The organism is Pirellulaceae bacterium, from assembly GCA_019636385.1.
Lineage (GTDB): Bacteria > Planctomycetota > Planctomycetia > Pirellulales > Pirellulaceae > Aureliella.
In genome coordinates this window covers 555,878-576,212 of the sequence record JAHBXT010000004.1, presented here as the reverse complement: position 1 = coordinate 576,212, position 20,335 = coordinate 555,878, and the positions used below count along the sequence as shown (strand labels likewise).

The 20,335-nt window shown below is 54.6% G+C and carries 19 protein-coding genes and 1 CRISPR repeat array (1 of these 20 only partly in view); of the genes, 6 read left to right on the top strand and 13 right to left on the bottom strand.

The genetic code is table 11. The annotated features are described in order from the left end of the window. Nucleotides 1-1,769: a CRISPR direct-repeat array (repeat unit 36 nt; unit sequence ATTTCCGTGTCCAATTGGACGCGGCCTCATTGAAGC) (it extends 1,950 nt beyond the left edge of the window). Nucleotides 1,770-1,967: 198 nt separating this feature from the next. Then, nucleotides 1,968-3,380, top strand: a complete 1,413-nt coding sequence (locus KF752_16750; GenBank protein MBX3423208.1) for an SGNH/GDSL hydrolase family protein — start codon at nt 1,968-1,970, stop codon at nt 3,378-3,380. A 6-nt stretch (nt 3,381-3,386) separates the two neighbouring features. Here the strand turns inward: KF752_16750 and fae are convergent, their stop codons facing one another. The 9 genes from fae to raiA all read right to left on the bottom strand — a co-directional run bounded on the left by fae (nt 3,387) and on the right by raiA (nt 9,716). Beyond that, complete coding sequence (gene fae, locus KF752_16745; protein MBX3423207.1) at nt 3,387-3,932, bottom strand: formaldehyde-activating enzyme; 546 nt, start codon at nt 3,930-3,932, stop codon at nt 3,387-3,389. Between the two features lie 59 nt (nt 3,933-3,991). Further along, a complete protein-coding gene (locus tag KF752_16740) occupies nt 3,992-4,603 on the bottom strand; it encodes a DUF1349 domain-containing protein (GenBank protein MBX3423206.1) in 612 nt (203 codons plus the stop codon). A 96-nt stretch (nt 4,604-4,699) separates the two neighbouring features. Then, a complete protein-coding gene (gene nadC / locus KF752_16735; GenBank protein MBX3423205.1) occupies nt 4,700-5,632 on the bottom strand; it encodes a carboxylating nicotinate-nucleotide diphosphorylase in 933 nt (310 codons plus the stop codon). A gap of 23 nt (nt 5,633-5,655) precedes the next feature. Then, nucleotides 5,656-7,275, bottom strand: a complete 1,620-nt coding sequence (locus tag KF752_16730) for an Rne/Rng family ribonuclease (GenBank protein ID MBX3423204.1) — start codon at nt 7,273-7,275, stop codon at nt 5,656-5,658. Nucleotides 7,276-7,405: 130 nt separating this feature from the next. Further along, entirely contained in the window at nt 7,406-8,056 is a 651-nt protein-coding gene (locus KF752_16725) for a TIGR03936 family radical SAM-associated protein (GenBank protein MBX3423203.1), read from the bottom strand. Continuing rightward, a complete protein-coding gene (locus KF752_16720) occupies nt 8,053-8,268 on the bottom strand; it encodes a hypothetical protein (GenBank protein MBX3423202.1) in 216 nt (71 codons plus the stop codon). The genes KF752_16725 and KF752_16720 overlap by 4 nt, the downstream gene beginning before the upstream one ends. A gap of 154 nt (nt 8,269-8,422) precedes the next feature. Beyond that, nucleotides 8,423-8,668 (bottom strand): HPr family phosphocarrier protein, encoded by a 246-nt coding sequence (locus tag KF752_16715; GenBank protein ID MBX3423201.1) that lies wholly within the window; start codon nt 8,666-8,668, stop codon nt 8,423-8,425. Nucleotides 8,669-8,764: 96 nt separating this feature from the next. Further along, on the bottom strand, nt 8,765-9,238 hold the full coding sequence (locus KF752_16710; GenBank protein ID MBX3423200.1) for a PTS sugar transporter subunit IIA: 474 nt from the start codon (nt 9,236-9,238) through the stop codon (nt 8,765-8,767). Between the two features lie 139 nt (nt 9,239-9,377). Continuing rightward, nucleotides 9,378-9,716 (bottom strand): ribosome-associated translation inhibitor RaiA, encoded by a 339-nt coding sequence (raiA, locus tag KF752_16705; GenBank protein ID MBX3423199.1) that lies wholly within the window; start codon nt 9,714-9,716, stop codon nt 9,378-9,380. Between the two features lie 419 nt (nt 9,717-10,135). Between raiA and KF752_16700 the strand changes: the two genes are divergently transcribed. From KF752_16700 to KF752_16690, 3 genes are all read left to right on the top strand, one after another. Beyond that, nucleotides 10,136-10,447, top strand: a complete 312-nt coding sequence (locus tag KF752_16700) for a hypothetical protein (protein MBX3423198.1) — start codon at nt 10,136-10,138, stop codon at nt 10,445-10,447. A gap of 64 nt (nt 10,448-10,511) precedes the next feature. After that, complete coding sequence (gene miaB / locus KF752_16695; GenBank protein MBX3423197.1) at nt 10,512-11,972, top strand: tRNA (N6-isopentenyl adenosine(37)-C2)-methylthiotransferase MiaB; 1,461 nt, start codon at nt 10,512-10,514, stop codon at nt 11,970-11,972. A 61-nt stretch (nt 11,973-12,033) separates the two neighbouring features. Next, nucleotides 12,034-12,810 carry a class I SAM-dependent methyltransferase gene (locus KF752_16690; protein MBX3423196.1) on the top strand — a complete coding sequence of 259 codons (777 nt, stop codon included), beginning with the start codon at nt 12,034-12,036 and terminating at the stop codon, nt 12,808-12,810. A gap of 77 nt (nt 12,811-12,887) precedes the next feature. On the opposite strand, the gene KF752_16685 is transcribed toward KF752_16690, so the two are convergent. The 4 genes from KF752_16685 to KF752_16670 all read right to left on the bottom strand — a co-directional run bounded on the left by KF752_16685 (nt 12,888) and on the right by KF752_16670 (nt 16,754). Continuing rightward, nucleotides 12,888-13,772 carry an alpha/beta hydrolase gene (locus KF752_16685; protein MBX3423195.1) on the bottom strand — a complete coding sequence of 295 codons (885 nt, stop codon included), beginning with the start codon at nt 13,770-13,772 and terminating at the stop codon, nt 12,888-12,890. Nucleotides 13,773-13,813: 41 nt separating this feature from the next. Next, a complete protein-coding gene (locus KF752_16680) occupies nt 13,814-14,665 on the bottom strand; it encodes an alpha/beta hydrolase (protein MBX3423194.1) in 852 nt (283 codons plus the stop codon). A gap of 310 nt (nt 14,666-14,975) precedes the next feature. After that, on the bottom strand, nt 14,976-15,632 hold the full coding sequence (locus tag KF752_16675) for a BMC domain-containing protein (GenBank protein MBX3423193.1): 657 nt from the start codon (nt 15,630-15,632) through the stop codon (nt 14,976-14,978). An 18-nt stretch (nt 15,633-15,650) separates the two neighbouring features. After that, entirely contained in the window at nt 15,651-16,754 is a 1,104-nt protein-coding gene (locus KF752_16670; protein ID MBX3423192.1) for a Gfo/Idh/MocA family oxidoreductase, read from the bottom strand. 264 nt (nt 16,755-17,018) lie between these two features. Here KF752_16670 and KF752_16665 point away from each other — a divergent pair, with 264 nt between their 5' ends. Both KF752_16665 and KF752_16660 read left to right on the top strand, forming a co-directional pair. Next, nucleotides 17,019-18,257: a hypothetical protein gene (locus KF752_16665; protein ID MBX3423191.1), complete on the top strand. Its 1,239-nt coding sequence runs from the start codon at nt 17,019-17,021 to the stop codon at nt 18,255-18,257. A 15-nt stretch (nt 18,258-18,272) separates the two neighbouring features. Next, nucleotides 18,273-20,312, top strand: coding sequence for a molybdopterin-dependent oxidoreductase (locus tag KF752_16660; GenBank protein MBX3423190.1), 2,040 nt, complete (start codon nt 18,273-18,275; stop codon nt 20,310-20,312). Nucleotides 20,313-20,335 lie beyond the last annotated feature (23 nt).

Sequence of the window (20,335 nt, the reverse complement as noted above, 5' to 3'; positions counted from 1 at the left end):
ATTATTTCCGTGTCCAATTGGACGCGGCCTCATTGAAGCTCCATAACAGCCACCCCAAACGCCTACAGAGAAATTATTTCCGTGTCCAATTGGACGCGGCCTCATTGAAGCTGCCTTTTGGCGTTTGAGCAGCTGGCGGGACGTACTATTTCCGTGTCCAATTGGACGCGGCCTCATTGAAGCCCTGACGTTGCCTGACAGTCGCGCAATATCACGCTCCATTTCCGTGTCCAATTGGACGCGGCCTCATTGAAGCCAATCATGGATTGGGTATACCGACGCGCACCCCCGATTTCCGTGTCCAATTGGACGCGGCCTCATTGAAGCGCGAATGTCGGGGCTCGGAAACCTCGCCCGCACAATATTTCCGTGTCCAATTGGACGCGGCCTCATTGAAGCGTGCATCTCTTTTGACGCTGCATTCGTGAGACGCTTGATTTCCGTGTCCAATTGGACGCGGCCTCATTGAAGCCAGGGGCTGAGTAGTCGGCGGTATATGCCTATGCTGAATTTCCGTGTCCAATTGGACGCGGCCTCATTGAAGCGACTCATCTGCTAGATTGCCTCGAACCGCCTCAGCATTTCCGTGTCCAATTGGACGCGGCCTCATTGAAGCGTAAATTGCCCAAGTCTTTTGCCATGCAGCCCAAAACATTTCCGTGTCCAATTGGACGCGGCCTCATTGAAGCATTGCTACAGAAATGCCTGATTGATGTCGAAAGTTGATTTCCGTGTCCAATTGGACGCGGCCTCATTGAAGCTCGCCGTTCCAATGTATTCACCTTTTCTAAAAGACCATTTCCGTGTCCAATTGGACGCGGCCTCATTGAAGCGCCGACGTGCAGCCTTTGAATCAGGGCGTCGCGCTATTTCCGTGTCCAATTGGACGCGGCCTCATTGAAGCGTATCGCACCGCTTTCAGTTCGTATGTTCCAGGTTCATTTCCGTGTCCAATTGGACGCGGCCTCATTGAAGCGGCGGAGTTGATGGCATACCGCGTTGCTCCGCTCCTATTTCCGTGTCCAATTGGACGCGGCCTCATTGAAGCTGTGGATGTCGCGCGCGTTAGATTGCAAGCGTTGCCGATTTCCGTGTCCAATTGGACGCGGCCTCATTGAAGCACATCGGAGTCTAGCCTGAAATTCACCTGCCCGACGATTTCCGTGTCCAATTGGACGCGGCCTCATTGAAGCCGGCTGACCAGCAGTCGCACGGAATGGATCTGACATATTTCCGTGTCCAATTGGACGCGGCCTCATTGAAGCTAGATGTTGGCACGGCGTATCGGCCTGAGTATTACGCAATTTCCGTGTCCAATTGGACGCGGCCTCATTGAAGCCCTATGGGGGGCGGGCTGAGATCTGGAAAAGGGACCCATTTCCGTGTCCAATTGGACGCGGCCTCATTGAAGCGATTCATCGGCTAATGGATGCTATTTTGATTCGCGATTTCCGTGTCCAATTGGACGCGGCCTCATTGAAGCAAAAAGCCAAAATGCGGAATTAGTGCGCCATCATACATTTCCGTGTCCAATTGGACGCGGCCTCATTGAAGCCCGCAGCTTTATGCCGTGAGCCGGAAGCGTGAGTGAATTTCCGTGTCCAATTGGACGCGGCCTCATTGAAGCTGGTCAGCGTGGCACCGGCAAACATGACAGACCCGATTTCCGTGTCCAATTGGACGCGGCCTCATTGAAGCGTACAACTGGCACATCCTGCACAGTTTTTGCAGTTATTTCCGTGTCCAATTGGACGCGGCACCGCTGAAGCCGATTGATTCGAGTCCACGCGGCAAGCGTCAGCGCCGCAAATCCAACCATCCAATGAAAAAAGTTGGCGAATGTAATTGCTAAATCAAACTCTACCTATCACGTGCAGTCAATCTTGTGTCACGACAGTCCCGTCAGGGACAACATATTGGTAGAACGATTCACAATCGTTACTATAGAGAACGAAAGGTCTGCAAACATGATGACTGACGAAAAATTTGTGGTGGTGTCGCGCTTTGCCTCCGACGCGGAAGCAGAAATTGCTCGCGGTTGGCTGGCGGAGCGGGGTATTGTGACGCTGATTGAAGGAGCCAATGCGGCAACGATGTTGTCGTACTTCGGCAGCGGTGTCACAGCGGTGAAGCTGTTGGTTCCGGCTGGAGCGGTTGAGGCTGCGGAGCAGGCGCTACAAGAGTTTCATGCTGCTAGCAGCCATGGTCAACCCTGGTACTGTGCCCAGTGTTGTGAGAATAATGAGTCTGCCTTCGATATCTGCTGGAAATGCATGAGACCGCGTGAAGAGGTTGGTAGCTCGATATCGCCGTTTTCCGGCCAGTCCGTGGCCGATTTTGGCCAACCGCTGGATTGCTCCGCGTCGGTGAATCAATACCATCCACCGACCGAGCCGTCAGCCGATCTTCAGACCGCAGAGGCTGCTTTAGTCGAGCAGGTAGAAGGCGATATCAATCGAGCCTGGAGGAGCGCAGTGCTAGGAATTGCTATTCCGTTTTTATTGAGCTTGTATTCGATGAATCTATTGATGTCGTCCTACTATAGATCTGTCCGCGTGTCCGCTAGCGGTCGCCAGAAGCGTCGGTTGGCTTGGGCATTCAATTTTTTGACCATCGCCGGTTGGGCAGCACATCTGAGCTACTCCATGGTCTGGCTGGGCGTAGTGAGTTGTGTCGGTCTGTGGATCGGGTTGGCTAGCGCTGGGCAGGCACAGCCAGCCGACCAGCGTGACAGTGTACAGCAGCAGAATCCCGCGTATCGGCAAATTGAAGATCAACCGGGCCTGCCACGCGTGCTGTTGATTGGTGATTCGATTTCCATCGGCTATACGCTGGATGTCCGCCACCTGCTGCAAGGCCAAGCCAATGTGCATCGGCCGCCCACCAACTGTGGGCCAACAACCAACGGATTGAAGAATATCGAGCGGTGGTTGGCTATCGGAGGAACGGACAAGAAGTGGGACGTGATTCATTTCAATTGGGGGCTGCACGATCTCAAGTTTATGGGACCAAACGGAGAGAATCTGATTGATCCTGACTCGCCCGGCAGCAAGCGGCAGGTATCGCCGGAGATGTATGAACAGAATCTGCGGCGGTTGGTTGAGCGGTTGAAGGCAACGGGTGCCAACTTGATTTGGTGCAATACGACGCCCATCCCCAAGGGTGCCAAAGGTCGTCGGCCGGGCGATGAAGTCGCGTACAATGAAATTGCCGCCCGCGTCATGACTGAGCACGGAGTTGAAGTGCATGACTTGTACGAGTTTGCTCGCCAACGCCTAGGCCAAATCCAGAAGCCCCGAGATGTGCATTTTACAGACGCGGGTTCGCGAGCATTGGCTGAGCAGGTGGTCGAGATTATTTCGCTGCGGTTGCCACAGTAGCCGTAGCTACGCTTTGGGTTCCCAGCTTTCTTCCCACATGCAGTGTTTGATGGTGTGGCGGTTGCGGATCAATTCGTCGATGGAGGGTTCATCGTTCAGGGCACGCTGCAGCGCCAGTTTGATGGCTTGGTAGTTGTTCTGATACAGATCGGCCTTGTCCAGAGACTCTTGTTTGGCACAGCCTGGATCGATCCACAACAGGGCGATAATGCACAGGTCGTTGACTTGGTCGCGCGGAATGATGCCTTCGATCACGGCGTCAATAATGCCGTCGGCCACACCGGCTTGTACGACGCCACCGAATAGCTCGATATTGGCGGCATCCTTGAGGGTGACCTTAGGCACCATCATGGTGGCGGGACGCACCATTTGATTGATGTCGCGCACCGCAAACATGGCGGTGTGTCCCTTGCTCTGTGCCATCATGGTGGCAAAGGCGGTACCGACCGGACCATCAACGGCACCTATCACAATTTCGGGCATCGCGGCGGTGACATCTTTTCCTTCACTAAAGACGGTGGCTTCGCCGGCTTTGAAAATGATTTTTGACATGTTTTAGTCCATCGGGTGAGGTGGAAATATTGATGAAAGTTGCGTTAGTGATTGCAAAACTACAGCGGATCGAAGCGCAAGTGATCAAAGTCAACTTGGAATCCAGCCGCTTGGGGGCTACAAGCGTACAGGCCACACCGCACACTCTGGCCGCTACGTCGTTCCAGCAGGGCGGCGACACGCAGTTGTTGCCAGTCTCGGCCATTCTGCGAGCAATGAGCCATCACGTCTTGTCCGGTCAACCGCAGCTGGAACCACAGCTCGCTGATGGAACGATCGATGGGTTGCGTCGACCAGTCGGAGTAGCCGGAGTTGGTTACCACGGCACCTAGCTGGTTTGCGATGTCCGGTTCAAATTCTACTGAGGTCTTGATCCAACAGCTCGGTGAAATCCAGATCATCAATCCCGCTTGATCGTACTGATGTTGTGGCTGCAGGTACAGGCGCGTTTGCAGTTGAAAATCGCCGTTAGCTTCCAAATGCAGCAGGTGTCCATTGTCGGCACGAAAGCCATAGTGAGTCCGCTGCCAAAAATCGGTTGCAGCATCCGTCCAAACGCGCAGCTTTGAGACGGATGAATCCAATTGCCAGCGCGCCGGTGGCGACTGCCAGCACAACCGCGAGTCGAGCTGGTCGCAGGAGAATTGTTCATGTAGTGGCTGGTCTGTCATACGGCTGGCCGACAAACAAGAGTGAGCGGAAGACAGGTGCAAATCAGCCTTGATGAAGCAATTCTGACTAGGCCGTCAGTAGTGATGCACATTGTCCTAATCCACCAGCCAATCCAAACCTAGATCGAGATTGAACGCCGAATGTGTCAGTGCTCCTGCGCTGATGCGGTCGACACCTGTCTCAGCAATCTCTCGCAACGTTTCCAGGCGAACGCCGCCTGAGGCTTCGAGCTGAACAGCCGGATTGGTCCGATTGCGCATGGCGACGGCCTCGGCGAGTTGTGGCGGCGACATGTTGTCCAGCAATACAATGTCGGGGTCGGCCATTAGAGCATCGGCCAATTGCTGAAGCGAGTCAACTTCGACTTCGACAATCATATCCGGGGGTGCGCCGGGTTGCGACTTCAAAAATTGGCGTGCATGGTGAACCGCTTGGGCTGGCCCCAGGGCCTGGCCGGTGGCCCGCCAGTGGCAGGCTAGATGGTTATCTTTAATGAGGATCGCGTCATACAGCCCGCCGCGATGATTGTGACCGCCGCCGCAGCGAACCGCGTATTTTTCCAGCCGTCGCCAGCCGGGCGTGGTCTTGCGCGTATCGTACAGTCGTGCCGGCAGATCGCTGATGAGTTGTACGTGACGGTGTGTCCAGGTAGCGATGCCGCACAGGCGACCCAGAAAATTCAGAACTGTGCGCTCGCAGGTCAATACGTCGCGGGCATCGCCGCGCAGGACGGCTAACTGCTGCCCAGCCGTAAACGGTTGGCCGTCGCGCACCAGCATTTCAGCCGTGATCGAGCAGTTCATGGTTTCCAAGATCGAATCTACCAGATCCAATCCGGCCCCCATTCCGGGCATGCGCGCCACGACGGCTGCAGTGGCCGGCAGGCCTTCGGGCACGACGGCCACGGTGGTCATGTCGAAACCGCGTGACAAGTCTTCGCGCATCGCCAGCAGAATCAACTGTGCCAAGTCGTCCAGCAAATGATCGTCGATAGCTTGCTGTGGAAAATCGCGCTGAGGCTGTGACATGGGCCGAACCGACGGAATGCGTATCAGGCTTCGTGCAGGAAGTTAAGCGGAATCAAATTGCCTTCGCCGTCGCGGCAATCGCATTCAAAATGCTCGGGGAACAGTGATTCGCTACCCAAAATCTGTACATTCACACCACTGGACTCTTCCAGTTGCATGACATCGCGTCGTTTGCGGTTGTTCAAATAGGCCGCCACTTTGTCGTTGACGCGAATTGTAATGCGCGTGGCGCGCGGCTGCTGGCAAGCCATCATCAATACGCGAACAACTTCGATAGCCATGCTCTCGCTAGTTTTGACCACGCCGCGACCTTGGCAGCAGGGACAATCCTCGTAGATCGCGCGTTTCAAACTTGGACGAATTCGCTGACGCGTCATTTCGACCAAGCCAAACGGGCTGGTGCGAAGAATTCGGGTGCGAGCGCGATCACGCTGCATGGCATCGCGCAACGCGCGTTCAACCTTGCGACGATGCGTCTCGCGTTTCATGTCGATAAAGTCGTTGACAATCACACCGCCCAGGTCGCGTAATCGCAATTGCCGAGCAATTTCTTTAGCGGCGGACATATTGAGCTGAAAGGCGGAATCTTCTGCCGAACCATCGGTGCGAAACGAACCACTGTTGACGTCGATGGCCACTAGGGCTTCGGTGGGGTCGATCACGATGGAGCCGCCACCCTTGAGCGGCACGACGCGTCGTTGAATATTGGCCAGTTCGCGCTCCAGATCGTATTTGTGAAACAGCGGCTCGCGGCTGTCATAAAACTTCAGGCGTCCGACATGTTTGGGCATGACGTATTGCAGGAATTCACGAGCCCGTTCGTAGGCGGATTGTTCGTCGATCTGAATAGTATCGATGTCCTCGGAAAAGATATCGCGAATGGTGCGAATGATCATGTCGCTTTCTTCGTAGATATCGCACGGGCCAGGCGTGTTTTTGACGCGCTTGACCAGCACCTTCCACAAGCGCAGCAGGTAAGCCATGTCGCGTGACAATTCGCGGCGCGTCCGATCAACGCCGGCAGTGCGAACAATAAAACCTACGCCCTTGGGCGGATTGAGTTCCAACAGCAATTGCCGCAGAGTACGACGTTGTTTTTCATCTTCGATCTTGCGGCTGACGCCCACGCGGCCTAAGGCGGGCATCAACACCAGATAGCGTCCGGGAATGCTGATGTAAGTGGACAGCGTTGGTCCCTTGGAGCCGATACCTTCTTTGATGACCTGCACTAGCACTTCGTCGCCACGTCGAAAAATCTCTTGAATGGGCGGCTTGAAACGCGGCCGCGAACTGTGCCGCCGCTTGGTATTGCGAGGCGGGGCATCATCGTCGTCCACGTCGGCAGCGCCTGGGACATGGCCGTCCATGATTTCCTTGATTTCCTCGGGATCGTAACCGGCTTGGCGAAAGTATTGGGGTTCGACATCACTGATGTGCAGAAAGCCGTTGCGGCCCACGCCAAAATCGACGAAGGCGGCTTGGATACTGGGTTCCAGGTTAACGATTTTGCCTTTGTAGATGTTGCCAGCAAAGTTGTTTTGGCTGGCGCGCTCGGTGTACAGTTCTTCCAGCACGCCATTTTCCATAATCGCGATGCGACATTCTTCCGGCTGTGATACGTTGACTAACATTTCTTTACGCATGTACTGAATTCCTTGCTTTCAAACGGGAGGGGGCGTTGACCCCGGTCCCTTGTGTGGTTGAGCCACAATCTCTATGTGGTGGCGGTGTTAGACAAATATTCCTAGGTACATTGTTTGCTCACTCGATTGTTCATGCAGGCGCTGTGACTGCATCAGTGGCCAAGTGGACCTGAGTGCGTTGCAGTCCACCGTCGGTATGCAATCTTTCTTCCAAGCCCAACAGACGCAGCAATTCGCCAGGTCGCAGGCTGGTGCCTTGCTGGGCGACCGGCAGTGAGAAGGTCAATTCACTGCCCGTGATTTGGATCGAAAAGTAGGGGTCGCCTGGACAACACGAAATGGTCTCGCCGTCGCGGTCTACTGTAAGAGTCGTCTGCTCTCGCAAGCGCTCGATACGCTGCGCAGTCGACTGTACCAGTTCGCTTGGCAGCGACAGTCGATAACTGCTGCCGAGCATCCGCGCCTTGGCGGATGTGGCCTGCAGCGACAGGAGCTGCATGCCCTCGGGCAATTGCGCGGCGATTCGCTGCTGAATATCCGCCAGATCAGTGGCGTCCGTCAGCTCAAGTTCGACCACTTCATCCAGGGCTTCGACGCCCAGGGCCAGCGCGGAGGGAAAGCTGATTTTGGGTTTGGGGTGAAACCCTTGACTGAAGGCCAAGTTCAAATTCGCTCGACGCAACAGACGCTCCCACACCCGCGCCAAATCACGGTGGCTGATCCACCGCATTTGACCGCACTTGGTAAAGCGAATGCGCAGTCGAGTGGCAGTGGCCGTCATAGAATCACCCCGACAGCTCGTAGCGCCCGAACTTGGGCCAGAAAGCGGAAGTCTGCCAGGCCAGCTTGATCTGGCGGCGTGAGGTGAATTACTAAGTAGCGATCTGAGGAATGAATCTCGGGGACAGTGATACGGCGGACTTCCGGGCTCTGTATCACAACCTGTCGGATGGCATCTCCTGGCGAGACCGCAAGGCCTGGCGGTTGCAACATGCTGATCGGTCATTGACGTCAGCCACGAAGCATTGCAGAGCAAGGACTATCGTGAGCTGTGCCGTCATAGTGTGGTGTTTTCTAGTTAATGGTTAACCAGCCTGGCGAGTGAGTTCGAGCCGATGGCTGGTGCTGTGGGTAGTGCTAGGCGCGCCTAGCCGGTTTGGCTTGAGGCGACCGAAGAGTCATCGAAGCCGTTTTCAAATAATTCTGACAGAGTATCCACGGCCTGTTGAGCGTCGGCTCCAGCGGCCCGCAAAAAAAGTTGGCAGCCTTGTTGAGCACCCAACGTTAAGATGTCTAGGATACTACGGCAGTTAACCGCTTGGCCATCTTTTTCGATCTCGATCAAGCATTCAAATTGAGCCGCCGTGCGCGCAAGCATATCGGCCGGGCGCATATGCAATCCCAAGGGATTATTGACGGTCACCAACTTCTGAATTCGGATCGTCAAGGTCAGTTGCCAACGAGTAAGAGTGTGGTTGGAGTCAGCGACTTAGACAAACTGATTGTTGTCAGCCTCTTCAAGAAGCTGGACAATGTCTTCGGCGCTCTTGCTTTGCTTCAGAAATCGACAGAACGTTTCATCGCGCAGTTGACAAGAGATGTTCTCCAGAGCCCGCAGATGATCTCCCGGTCGGTCTGGTGGTGACACAAGTAAAAAGAAGAGTTGAACTTTCTCGCCGTCCAAGCTATCGAAGCCTACGCCACCGGAGCTAACGCCCACGGTGCCAACCAGCTTGGCAACCCCCTGGTGCTTGGTGTGAGGCACGGCAATACCTCGACCAATACCTGTGCTCCCCAGATCTTCGCGTTTCATGATCGCTTTGATGATCTCGTCGCGATCAGCTTCGGCAATGTTGCCAGCTTTGACCAGCGAATCGACCAACTCTGCAATCACTGACGGCTTATCCGTAGATGACAGCTCGGCACAGATCGACTGAGTGCTTATAAAATCCGAAAACTTCATTGAATCAACCTTTCGTAATAGCTCGCGCTGGAAGAGGCATTCGTAATGCTGGCGACTGCGGCCTTTCGTATGGCGATTTTCGCTTAGCCACGCTTGGCGGCTAGCAGATTCGATCGCCGTGAACACGCGACCGGAGACGTCAATCAGCCTCGTCCTTTGGAGGAATGTGTTTGGGGCTAACGCCTTTGTGGTCTGTCAGCTTTTCTTTGTATTTGCGTAGTTGCTGTTCGACTTTCTGAATCGCCGCGTCCAACGCCCCAATCACCGTAGTGGCCTTGGCCGAGGCGACGAAATCCTGAGCGTGTTCAGCGGAAACGTTCAATTCCACATGCGGCTCGTCTCGATGCTGCAGATCGACGATAACTTGAATGGCGTTGATACGGTCGAAAAGCCGTCGAATTTTCTCGGATTTTTCACGTATCAAATCCAAATCGCGATCCGATACGGATCCGTGACGAGCAGAGATATTGACTTGCACTTACCCAAACTCCGATGTCCTGTCGTGGAATGACGCGCCGAAAAACGGCGAAAAACTATAAAACAGTGGCAACTTGGCCCAAAACAATCCGTTGAGCCACCAGCAAAACATACTACGGACAACCTAACCCACAAGCCCCCATATAAAGGGGTATGAGACAATTGTACCGTACTGCACGGAGAGCGATGAATTGAGCCGTACAATGTCCCCAATTTCACGCAGCTTCCAGTGGAATATCATGCCCCTTTAGCCGCTTTTAGGGTTCCCGAATAGGTTGTTCTGGCGCAAAAGAGCCGGAGCTAGCCGCCTTTTATGCCAACAGACAATACGTCCTGCCTTCAAGCCAATCAAATCGCTATCCCTTGAAATGAACGATTTTGATAGACTCCGCCGCAAGTGGCAATCTCTGGAGAACCGGTATGTCAATCGAAACGATCTTGCTGATCATCGCAGGCGGGCTGTCGGCTTTGGTGCTGGTTTCGTTGATGCGGCGCCGCCAAGCAGAGCTGACGGCCATGCTGCGAGAATACGTCGATTCGCAATTGGTTTGGGCTCGAAAGCGGGCTCGGGCCGCCCGGTTGGCACGTTCGGCTGCGAACGACAAGATTGGCGAAGTAGACCTATCGATAATCAGCAGTATGCTGATGGGGGATCAGCAGGATTCTGACCAGGTCACCAGCGGCACTCCGCCCCCGGCCGATACACTCAGTAACGCCCCGACAGGCTCTTGAATTCTGCACTCAGAGCAATTTTAAGATTACCTAGCGGTGATTGGCCGGTTAAACTACTGGTTCTATGGAAAGCTCAACCGCTACTGCTTGCAAACGACTGTACATCGAAACCGTTGGCTGTCAGATGAACGTTCTGGACAGCGAAATGGTGGTCGCCAGCCTGCGCCGTCAGGGATACCAATTGGCGCGAAACGCCAGCGAGGCCGACACCATATTGTTCAACACTTGTAGCGTTCGTGAACACGCCGAGGAAAAGGTCTATAGCCAATTAGCGCATCTTAAACGGATGAAACTGGAGCATCCTGAGAAGATGATTGGTGTCATGGGCTGCATGGCTCAGAAAGACCAAAAGCTCGTGTTCGACAGGGCGCCTTATGTAGATTTGGTGGTCGGACCAGGGCAGTTGCATCGTATCGCCGAGCTGCTCAAGAACGTCGAAGCGGGACAGGGACCACAATTGGCCGTCAGTTTGGGGCGGACCGACGGTTCTACTGAGGATATACGCCGCAGTCACGAGTCGTTTGATCCGCTACGCGATCCCAGCATGCGTCCGACAGCGTATCAAGCCTATCTGCGAATTCAAATTGGCTGTGACAAGTTTTGTACCTATTGCATTGTGCCGATGACGCGCGGTCCAGAGCAGGGCCGACCGCCTGCGCAAATCATCAGTGAGGCGCGAACGCTGGCGGAGCAGGGATGCAAAGAGATCGTACTATTGGGACAGACTGTTAACAGCTACCGCTATCGCAACGGCGACCACGAAACGCGGTTGGCAGATTTGCTACAGCAGATTCATGAAATCGATGGCATTGAGCGCATCAAGTTCGTCACCAATTATCCCAAAGATATGACGCAGCATCTGCTGGAGACGGTTCGCGACCTGCCGAAGTGCTCGCCCTACTTGCATGTGCCGGCTCAAAGTGGCTCCGATACGATGCTCAAGCGGATGAAGCGCGGCTACACGGTGGCGGACTACGATGAAATGTTCGCCCGTATTCGTACGGTGCTGCCCGATGCGGCAGTGTCTAGCGATTTTATCGTAGGATTTTGCGGTGAAACAGACGAGGATTTTCAACAGACCGTTGAGCTGATGCAGCGCTGCCGATTTAAGAATAGCTTTATTTTTCAATACTCAGTGCGACCTGGCACGAAGGCGGCGCAAAATCTGCCCGATGATGTCCCGGAACTCGTCAAGCAGCAGCGCAATAACGAATTGTTAGCCTTGCAGAATGCCATTAGCCAGGAAGATAACCTCAGATTTCTCGGTCAGCGCGTTGAAGTGTTGGTCGAAGGTCCCAGCAAGTATTCGATCAAGCGCGGCGAATCTGGGCCGATGCGACAAATGACCGGACGTACTCATTGCGATCGCATTGTGGTCTGGGATGGCCACGTGCGGCAGGCGGGCCAGTTACTGTCGGTATTGATTCATGACGCCAGTAGCCACACGCTGTTTGGCGCCGTCGAAACTGTTGAAGCTATCGGTAGCCGCTCAACCAATATTGTCATGCCAGTGCTGCCGAGTTGACGCGTTGTGTAGAAGATCTCTGTTTGGGCCTGCGGCCAATCGGGATCTTCCAAGACGCTGCATGCTCATGAATCTGTGTCATCTACAGTCAGCGCGCAAAAGCAAAATGGCCAGCCAACAGTCGAGATTCAGAACTGGGTTCCTGGTGTGCGTGATCTGTTGGATCAGCCATGCGCTGGTCGCCCAGGACACTAGCCTACGTCCGGGCATCAATGATTCCTTTGTTGATCCAAATGTCAGCGATTTTGTAAGTCGCTTCGAAGTCGAGAGCCGCGAGGTTTATGCACTTCGCAAGGAAATAGTGGCGGCTTGTAAGATTCAGCCAGGGCAGACGGTGGCTGATATTGGCGCCGGGACGGGTTTGTTTACTCGTTTATTGGCGGATGCCACCGGAACGATGGGGCACGTCATTGCGGTAGATATTGCCAAGAATTTTCTGGAACATATCCAATCGGTCAGCCGTCAATTGGAACTACGCAATGTTGACATCCTGCTGTGTACCGCAGATTCTACTGAGCTGCCCGCTGATTCTGTCGATGTGGCGTTCATCTGCGACACCTACCATCACTTTGAATTTCCGATTAAGACGATGAGGTCACTTTACCAAGCCATGAAGCCAGGGGGTCGAGTGATTGTCATCGACTTTCGGCGTGAGGAAGGCAAGAGCACGCAGTGGGTGCTCAATCATGTCCGTGCTGGACAAGAAGTAGTCGAAGCTGAAATCGCCGAGTGCGGATTCAAGAAAGTTCACGAAGTCCAGGGCTTGCTTCACGAGAACTATATTGTGATTTTTCAGAAGCCATGGTCGCCGTCGGCCGACACCACGGAGCAGCGCTAAGCCGCGACGACTCAGGCCAGTACGTCGAGACAAGGTGGACGTCCGGCGCTTGAGTATTCTCAGTTCACTGTAGATGTTTAGGGGTGCAGGTGTTGATCAAACCACTGTACCATGCCTTGAAAGATGAGTTTGCGGCTTTCAGGGTCGAAGCCGTGTCCGGCACCTTCGATGGTCATCAGCTCATGTTTGACTTGATTCTTCTCCAGCGCGGCTGCAATGTCTTGACTCTGCGAAATCGGTACCAGATCGTCTTGGTCGCCATGAATTAGCAACGTCGCAGCATCATCGCTGGTAACATGCCGTAGCGGAGAAACGTCGCCAACCAGGTCGCGTTTGAACTTAAGCGCCGGGAAGCGTCTGACGAGGTCTTCCGAATCCAGAGCCAGTTCCAGATCAGTTGGTGGACATACAGCCACAACGGCAGCGACTCGAGGTTGTTGTTCCGCGTGACCCACATGATTGGATTGAGTGCCAAGAATCAACGACAGATGGCCGCCCGCACTAAAACCGAATACGCCCAGCCGCGATTTGTCCACACTGTAGTCGTCAGCGTTCTTATGTATGTGCTTGAGAGCCTGTTTGACGTCGTTCGCAACTTCGGGAACAACATACTTGGGGCTGCTGCCGTGACGTACCGCAAAGACGGTGTAACCCTGTTGCAGCAGCGGTGCCAACATGGTGCTTCCCAGTTGTTGCGGTGGAACCCAAGTGGAAACCCAGCCACCGCTGACCATGAACAACAACCCCAGTCCCTTGGCGTTTTCTTTAGGCGTAAAGACGTCGTACGTCAGCGCCATACCATCCTTGTGGCCATATACCACATCCGGACGAACGTCGAAGCTCGCAGCGCGAAGTTGCCTGCAATTAGCGGGCGTTGTCAAGCTCATCGCAAGCAGTGCGACGGCGGGGACACAGTGGCTGATGAGTCGCTGCATAATGATGCCTCCGAGAAAGACGTCCATGAGACGTTGCAAAAATTAACAAGGAAGACGGTAAGGGGGAACTACTTGAGATGTTCGCCAAACCACTGGATCATCCCGTCGATCATGCGTTTGTTGCCTTCGGCGTCGAAGCCGTGCGCGGCACCTTCGATGGTGATGAGCTGGTGTTTGACGTTCGATTTTTCAAATTCAGCCACAATCTGATGACTATGGGAGATAGGAACTAATTCATCTTTGTCGCCGTGAACCAGCAGCGTGGGAGCGTCGTCGCTGGTGACATGTTTGGCTGGTGATACATCGGCAGCTTGCTGGATGTCGAATTTCAGCGCCGGAAATCGCTCGCGAAGCGAATGTGAATCAACGTAAGGCGTTAGATCAGTAGGTGGAAAGACTGCGACTACGGCGGCCACTCGTGGAGCAGATTCGGCATCACCCTGGTCGTTGGTTTGGGTCCCGAGAATCAGCGATAAATGGCCACCAGCGCTGAATCCAAAAACGCCCAGGCGCGATTTGTCGACGCCGTAATCACCCGCGCGCTCCGAGATGTGTTTGAGTGCTGATTTGACATCGACCACAATTTCAGGGACGACATATTTGGGGCTGCTGCCATGTCGAACCGCGAAGACTGTGTAGCCTTGATCCAATAGCGGGGCGAGATAGGTCTTGGCCAGCTGTTCGGGTGGTGCCCAAATAGAAAACCAGCCACCGCTGACCATAAACAACAGACCGACCCCGTTGGCATTTTGTTTGGGAGTCAAGACATCGTAGGTCAAGGCCAGGCCGTCTTTGTGGCCATAGACAACGTCGGGACGGATATCGACTTCGGCCGTCTGTCCCAGAAGAATGTTGGCAGGCAAAACCAGAAGCGATGAAATCAGCGCGACCGTGAAACTGCGGAGAATGGTGGCAGGCATGGTTGAAATTTCCCGAGTAAGGATCATCGATTTTGGTGGAGTATCGAACTTAGGATGCAAATCGAGTAGAGATTGAAGAACTTGCGAGTTGTGAAGTGCAATTGCTGGGTAAGCGCGATGGGGGGTGGTTGAAATCGGAAAGAGAATTGCACGTTCGCAGGCGACCAGTCCAAATCGCACATTTGCGATGCTAGATCTGAAATCTTTGATCTCAAATTGGAAGTCTAAGGTCTCAACTCTTTGCAACTCAGCGACTATTCATCCAATCCTCACACGACTTCCAATCCCAACATTACTTCCCGCGGCGGCTCTACTTCACCGCTGCTGGCAGCAGCGCCAATACCGATTGGCTGGGCCGCGCGATGACATGTGCCGCGATCAGTTTTCCTAGCCCGTCTACCTTGGGCCGCGCTGCGTCGATGGCTGCTCGTACCGCCGCCACATCACCCCGCAACACTATGGTCACATAACCTCCGCCTAACTTCTCTTTGCCAACGACTTCAACTTGGGCAGCTTTACACGCGGTATCGACCGCTTCAAACACCGCTGTAAATCCTTGGGTCTCGATAAAACCCAATGCTTGAATGGAATCAGAACTCACCGTAGGGTCCTCGGGGGTAAGAGGTAGTTTGACGACATATTGTTGAATTAACGGGTTGTACTCGACCGGACTATCGATGCCGAGCGCCGCTTCTGGACTCAATCGAGCGGTCATCGTACTTACTGGCTTGCCTTGCAGCTGTGCGGCGATCGCGTGACCGACATCAATCGCCGTTCGAACAGAATCTGCCGAGCCGTAGATTTTGATGCAGGTTCCAAAGAAATCGTTGAGTTCGACCTGCCAGACTCTGATCTGGGCGGCCTTTTCCATGGCGTCCAAAGCTACCATCGCCGGAGTCCAACCGGTGGTCTCTAAGACTCCGAAGGCCGACGATTGAAGTACATCTGCTGGAGGTGCGCTGGTCATGAAGTGCAGTCGTAGGGGTTAGGGTTGGTCCACTATTCTAGCCACAATTTCTTCAGCCGCAGCCAGATGTTGCTCGAAAACTTCGCTTAAAGTGACTGGCTGGACACCACGCTGTTTCGATACCTGAGCCGCCTGCATAAAGGTCATCATCTCCAGCGTTTCTTGGTTGCTGACAGGGTGCGGCCCACCACTGAAGAATCGGGCGATCTCTTCGACCAGTGGTCCGTAGCCTTCGTATTTGGCGTCTAGTTCGATCGATTTTTGGCCAAAGACAGCCAAACCATAACCGCTGGCACCGCTGCGTATGCCCCGAAACGATCCAATTCGCCCCCCCTCCCATGTCCCCACGACAACATCGGTGCTGGGAGTACTGACCCGCACGAGCTGCTGGCAGCCTGTTCCCATGGCCGTGTACAGTGTTTCGACTCCGTGAATGCCGTACCAAAATAGATCTTCATGCGTGGCGTCCAGCGCACAAGGGCCCCACGCATCCGCGCCGTGAATAGCACCTTGGTATGCTGCCCCACGATAGCGAATGATGCTGGGACTGAAACGTAATGAAGAGCTGCTGAACCAGCGAGACTGATAGTGCTTGGCTAATCGGTCGATGGCAAGAGCGTCGGTCAAATTGGCTGCGAGCGGCTTGTCGATAAACATCGGCTTGCCAGCTCGAAATACGGGTATGGCTTGTTCCAGGTGCTTTCGTCCGTCCACGCTCTCCAGCAGTACGGCATCGACTTTGGTCAGCAGTTGTTCGATCGAATCGACGATCTGGATGCCCATCTTCCGCAGATCATCGGTAAAGCCGACAACTCGATCGCGGCTGGACGGTAGATCGGGGCTACCGCCAGGATAGGCGGCCACTACCCGCATGGTTGCCAGCGGGCTAGCGACATCCGAATTCTGGTTGATAAGCTTGGCAAAGGCCGGTGCGTGCGATGTATCCAATCCGATCATGCCGACGCGCATCGGCTCGTCGGCGCTGATTGCTCCACTAGGGAATGTTGATAGCAAATACCAACAGAAGATCAGCTGCATTGCAGTTCGAACAGCCGCCACCGGCCCGAGAGGCGTCAGTTGAGTAGTGCGTAGGATGCGTATCAGAACTGAAGTTAATTGCATACCGGTGAACCTTTCCATACGGAGAATGGTCGAAATCAGTGTTCTGTAGAACAATTCTAGCTAAATTTCTGCGTCTATTGGGCCATGATGGCCCAACCGGTATTGCCAAAACACCTCGTCAAACAGCAAGATAACGCAAACTAGGCTGTGAATAGTCGAATTGGCTCGACCGAAAATCGTAAGGCGAACTCACCGTCTGGCGACGGCAGCTACAATTGCCGATGCCGATTGAGAGGAACGAAGTGCACAGCGGAAGTGAACAACATGGCTGATTCCATCCTGGGTTCTGTAATCGAGCATTTGTCGCACGATGATGATGCAGTGCGCAATATAGCGCTCAATTGGCTGTGTGAAGGCTACATGGATGATACCAGCATTAGCCAAGTGGTATTTGACCAGTGGAGCCAACGATCGCCGGAAATCGCGTTTACTCAGTTTCCGATGCTCAGCTTTTTCCCGATTCCCTCGTCAACCATCGGCCACGCCTGTCTTCAGGTGGCAGACTTAGTAGGGCAGGAACGAGAGTTAACCAGCATCACCACGCGCTCCGCCGGCAAGCTGCTGGAGCAGGTCGTCAAGATGCCGATAACCGAGCTGGCTGAGCATGAGCAGCAGATCGTGCAGACTGCCCAGTCGCACAAAATATTCTTCCGTATCGACATCCAAGGGCTCAGGCAGCGCGTCGGCCTATTAGATAAATCTGCGGATCAATTGGCAGGAGTACTGGATCAAGCTGTTGCCGAGTTGGCTGAGAATCCAGAATCGGCAACCGCATTGCAGCAAGGATTGGCCGCCCTGGAGGTGCTGCGACATCTGCACCCTGGCTATTTAGATCTATCGGCCGTGTTGTCCTGTGGGCCTGGAGTGTCAACTGCAGATTCCGCCAGTTTTCAGATGGTGTTGATAAGTCTGGCACAGTTCGCCGGCAACCAAGATTCCAGCGAACAAGGCTTGGAGTCCAAACTAGCAGTGCATCTGCAGGATTCGCGGGAGAGCGTGCTCAGTCTGGTCCTAGAGGCGCTGGTGCGGTGTGGTTCGGGCGCAGCAGCGCAAGCGCTGCTGGAACAATTCCCGCAATCCACAGAGAACAATCGGCGCTGGATCGCTCGCGGACTGCAGCGTATGCGCGTGGCGGGGCTGGCTCCCATGGTCCAGCAGTTGCGCGCGTCGATATCGGATCCTGGATTGTGGGCTATGTTGCTCGTCGCGGAAATGCAACAACTAGACCCCCGCAGTGGCCAGAGCATTGTCGCAGCGCTTGATGAAATCGAAACCGCTTCACAGGTCATGATCGATGCTGGCTTGTTGTACACCTTTGTCTGTGCACCGTGGCAACCAACGCTTCGGCCCACGCAAGTCGAGCAGAGTTATCGCGATTTTTTGATGCGCGTGCAGGCGAATTTGACTCGCATGACAGCCCATGACGGTCACGACAAACGCGCCCTGCGCAAACATCAGAACAAGCAGATCGACCAATTATTTAAAAAGCGGCGCAAGATTTAGCTCCGCGAGTGCTCTATGAATTCTGTGCCAACGCTGGAAATTGTTTCACGTCGCAGCGTATGTCCCCTGGATTGTCCGGATACTTGCAGTTTGACGATTGACCTGCAGGGCGATCGCGTGGTGGGCCTGCGCGGCGACCCGCAGCATCCGATGACGCAAGGATTTGCTTGCGTCAAGATGGCCAAGTATCCCGAGCGACAGCATCATCCCGAGCGCCTGCTGTATCCACAACGCCGCGTTGGCCCAAAAGGTAGCGGTCAATTCCAAACCATTGGGTGGGACGAGGCGCTCGATACGATCGCTGCTCGAACGCAACACGCGCGCCAGCGATACGGCGACTCAAGCATCTTGCCGTTTCACTACGCCGGTACCATGGGGTTGATCGAGCGCGATCATCCGCTGGCTTTCTTTCGAGCTCTGGGAGCTAGCGAGCTGGATCAAACAATTTGTGCGTCGACGGCCAGCACAGCCTGGGAAATCAATTATGGCCCCGGCAAAATCTCAGTTCCCCAAGAGTCGATCGCTCAGTCGCGATTGATAGTTCTGTGGGGAATCAACGTGCTGCGCTCGGGCAGTCACTTGGTACCGTGGCTTAAGGCAGCTCGTCAGACGCATGGCGCGCGGATAATTCATATCGATCCCTACCACAATGAAACCAGCCGCTTTGCCGATCAGCACATTTCGATCAACGTTGGTACTGATGCGGCGTTGGCGCTGGCGGTCGGTCGCGAGATTTTCCAGCTAGGTTTACAGGATACCAACTATCTGCAGCAATATGCTGCCGGGCTGGATGCGTATCGGCAGGCGTGCGACGCCTGGACGTTGGATCGTGCCGAGTCGGTGTGCGGAGTGCCAGGCGAGCAGATTCAACAGTTGGCGCAGGCCATTGGTGGCACGCGACAGACCTTTATCAAAGTGGGCTATGGCATGAGCCGCAACGAAGGTGGCGGCAATTCAGTACGGGCAGTCAGTCTACTACCGGCGCTCACGGGAGCTTGGCAGCACGTCGGCGGCGGTGCCAGTTTGTCGTACAGTGGCGGCTTTCAACTAAATCAAACTCGCTACAGCGGATTGCATCTCCGTCAACCCGATCGCCCGCGCGTCAATCAAAATCACTTGGGAACTGTTTTGGCGGAACGAACCGCCAATGGCGATCCCCGCATCGCCGCTCTGTTCGTATTTAACTCCAATCCAGCCGCTGTAGTACCCGACTCACGCAGCGTCCGCGCTGGGCTGGCGCGCGAAGATCTGTTTACGGTAGTCTTGGAGTTATTTCCCACCGACACGGCCGATTATGCGGACATCTTACTGCCCGCAACCATGTTTACCGAGCATCCCGATCTGTATTGCGCCTACGGACATTATTACCTGCAGTGGGCAGACCCCATCCTGACTCCGCCAGGCCAGTGTCGGCCCAACAGTTGGGTCTTCCAGCAATTGGCCCAGCGATTGGGTTTAGCCGATCCAGTGTTTGCGATGAGCACAGCCGAGCTGGCCGCAGATTTGCTCGCCAGCGATCACCCCTTTTTGCATGGCGTGACGTTTCAGCAACTGCAACGTGAGGGCAGTGCGCGTTTGAACATTCCTGGCGACTTTCGCCCGTATGCCCATGGCAGTCATCATGAGGATAAGAAAATTCGCTTTGGGCCGGCTCCCCAACAGCTTGATTTCGTCGAGCAACCCAATCGCCAGTTTCCACTGCGAATGATTTCGCCACCGGGAGCCTACATCGTCAACACCTCGATGGGCAATATTCCGTCGCTATTGCGCGCTGCTGGCGGTGAGCCTAGTGTATTGATTCATCCCGATGATGCGCTGGCAGCCAATGTTCAAGATGGCCAGACGGTTCGGATTGTTAGCCAACATGGTCAAATCCAGCGTCGCCTGCAGGTTACCACCGACGCGCGTCGGGGCGTAGCCATTGCCGTCGGTCAGTGGTGGCCTAAGCTCGCACCGGACCGCAAGAGTCTGAATGACCTCACCAGTCAGCGGCTGACCGACCTAGCTGGCGGATCTACCTTTGGAAACTGCGTTGTCCGAGTCGAAAGACTTTGATCGAGCAGACATCCGCATGTACT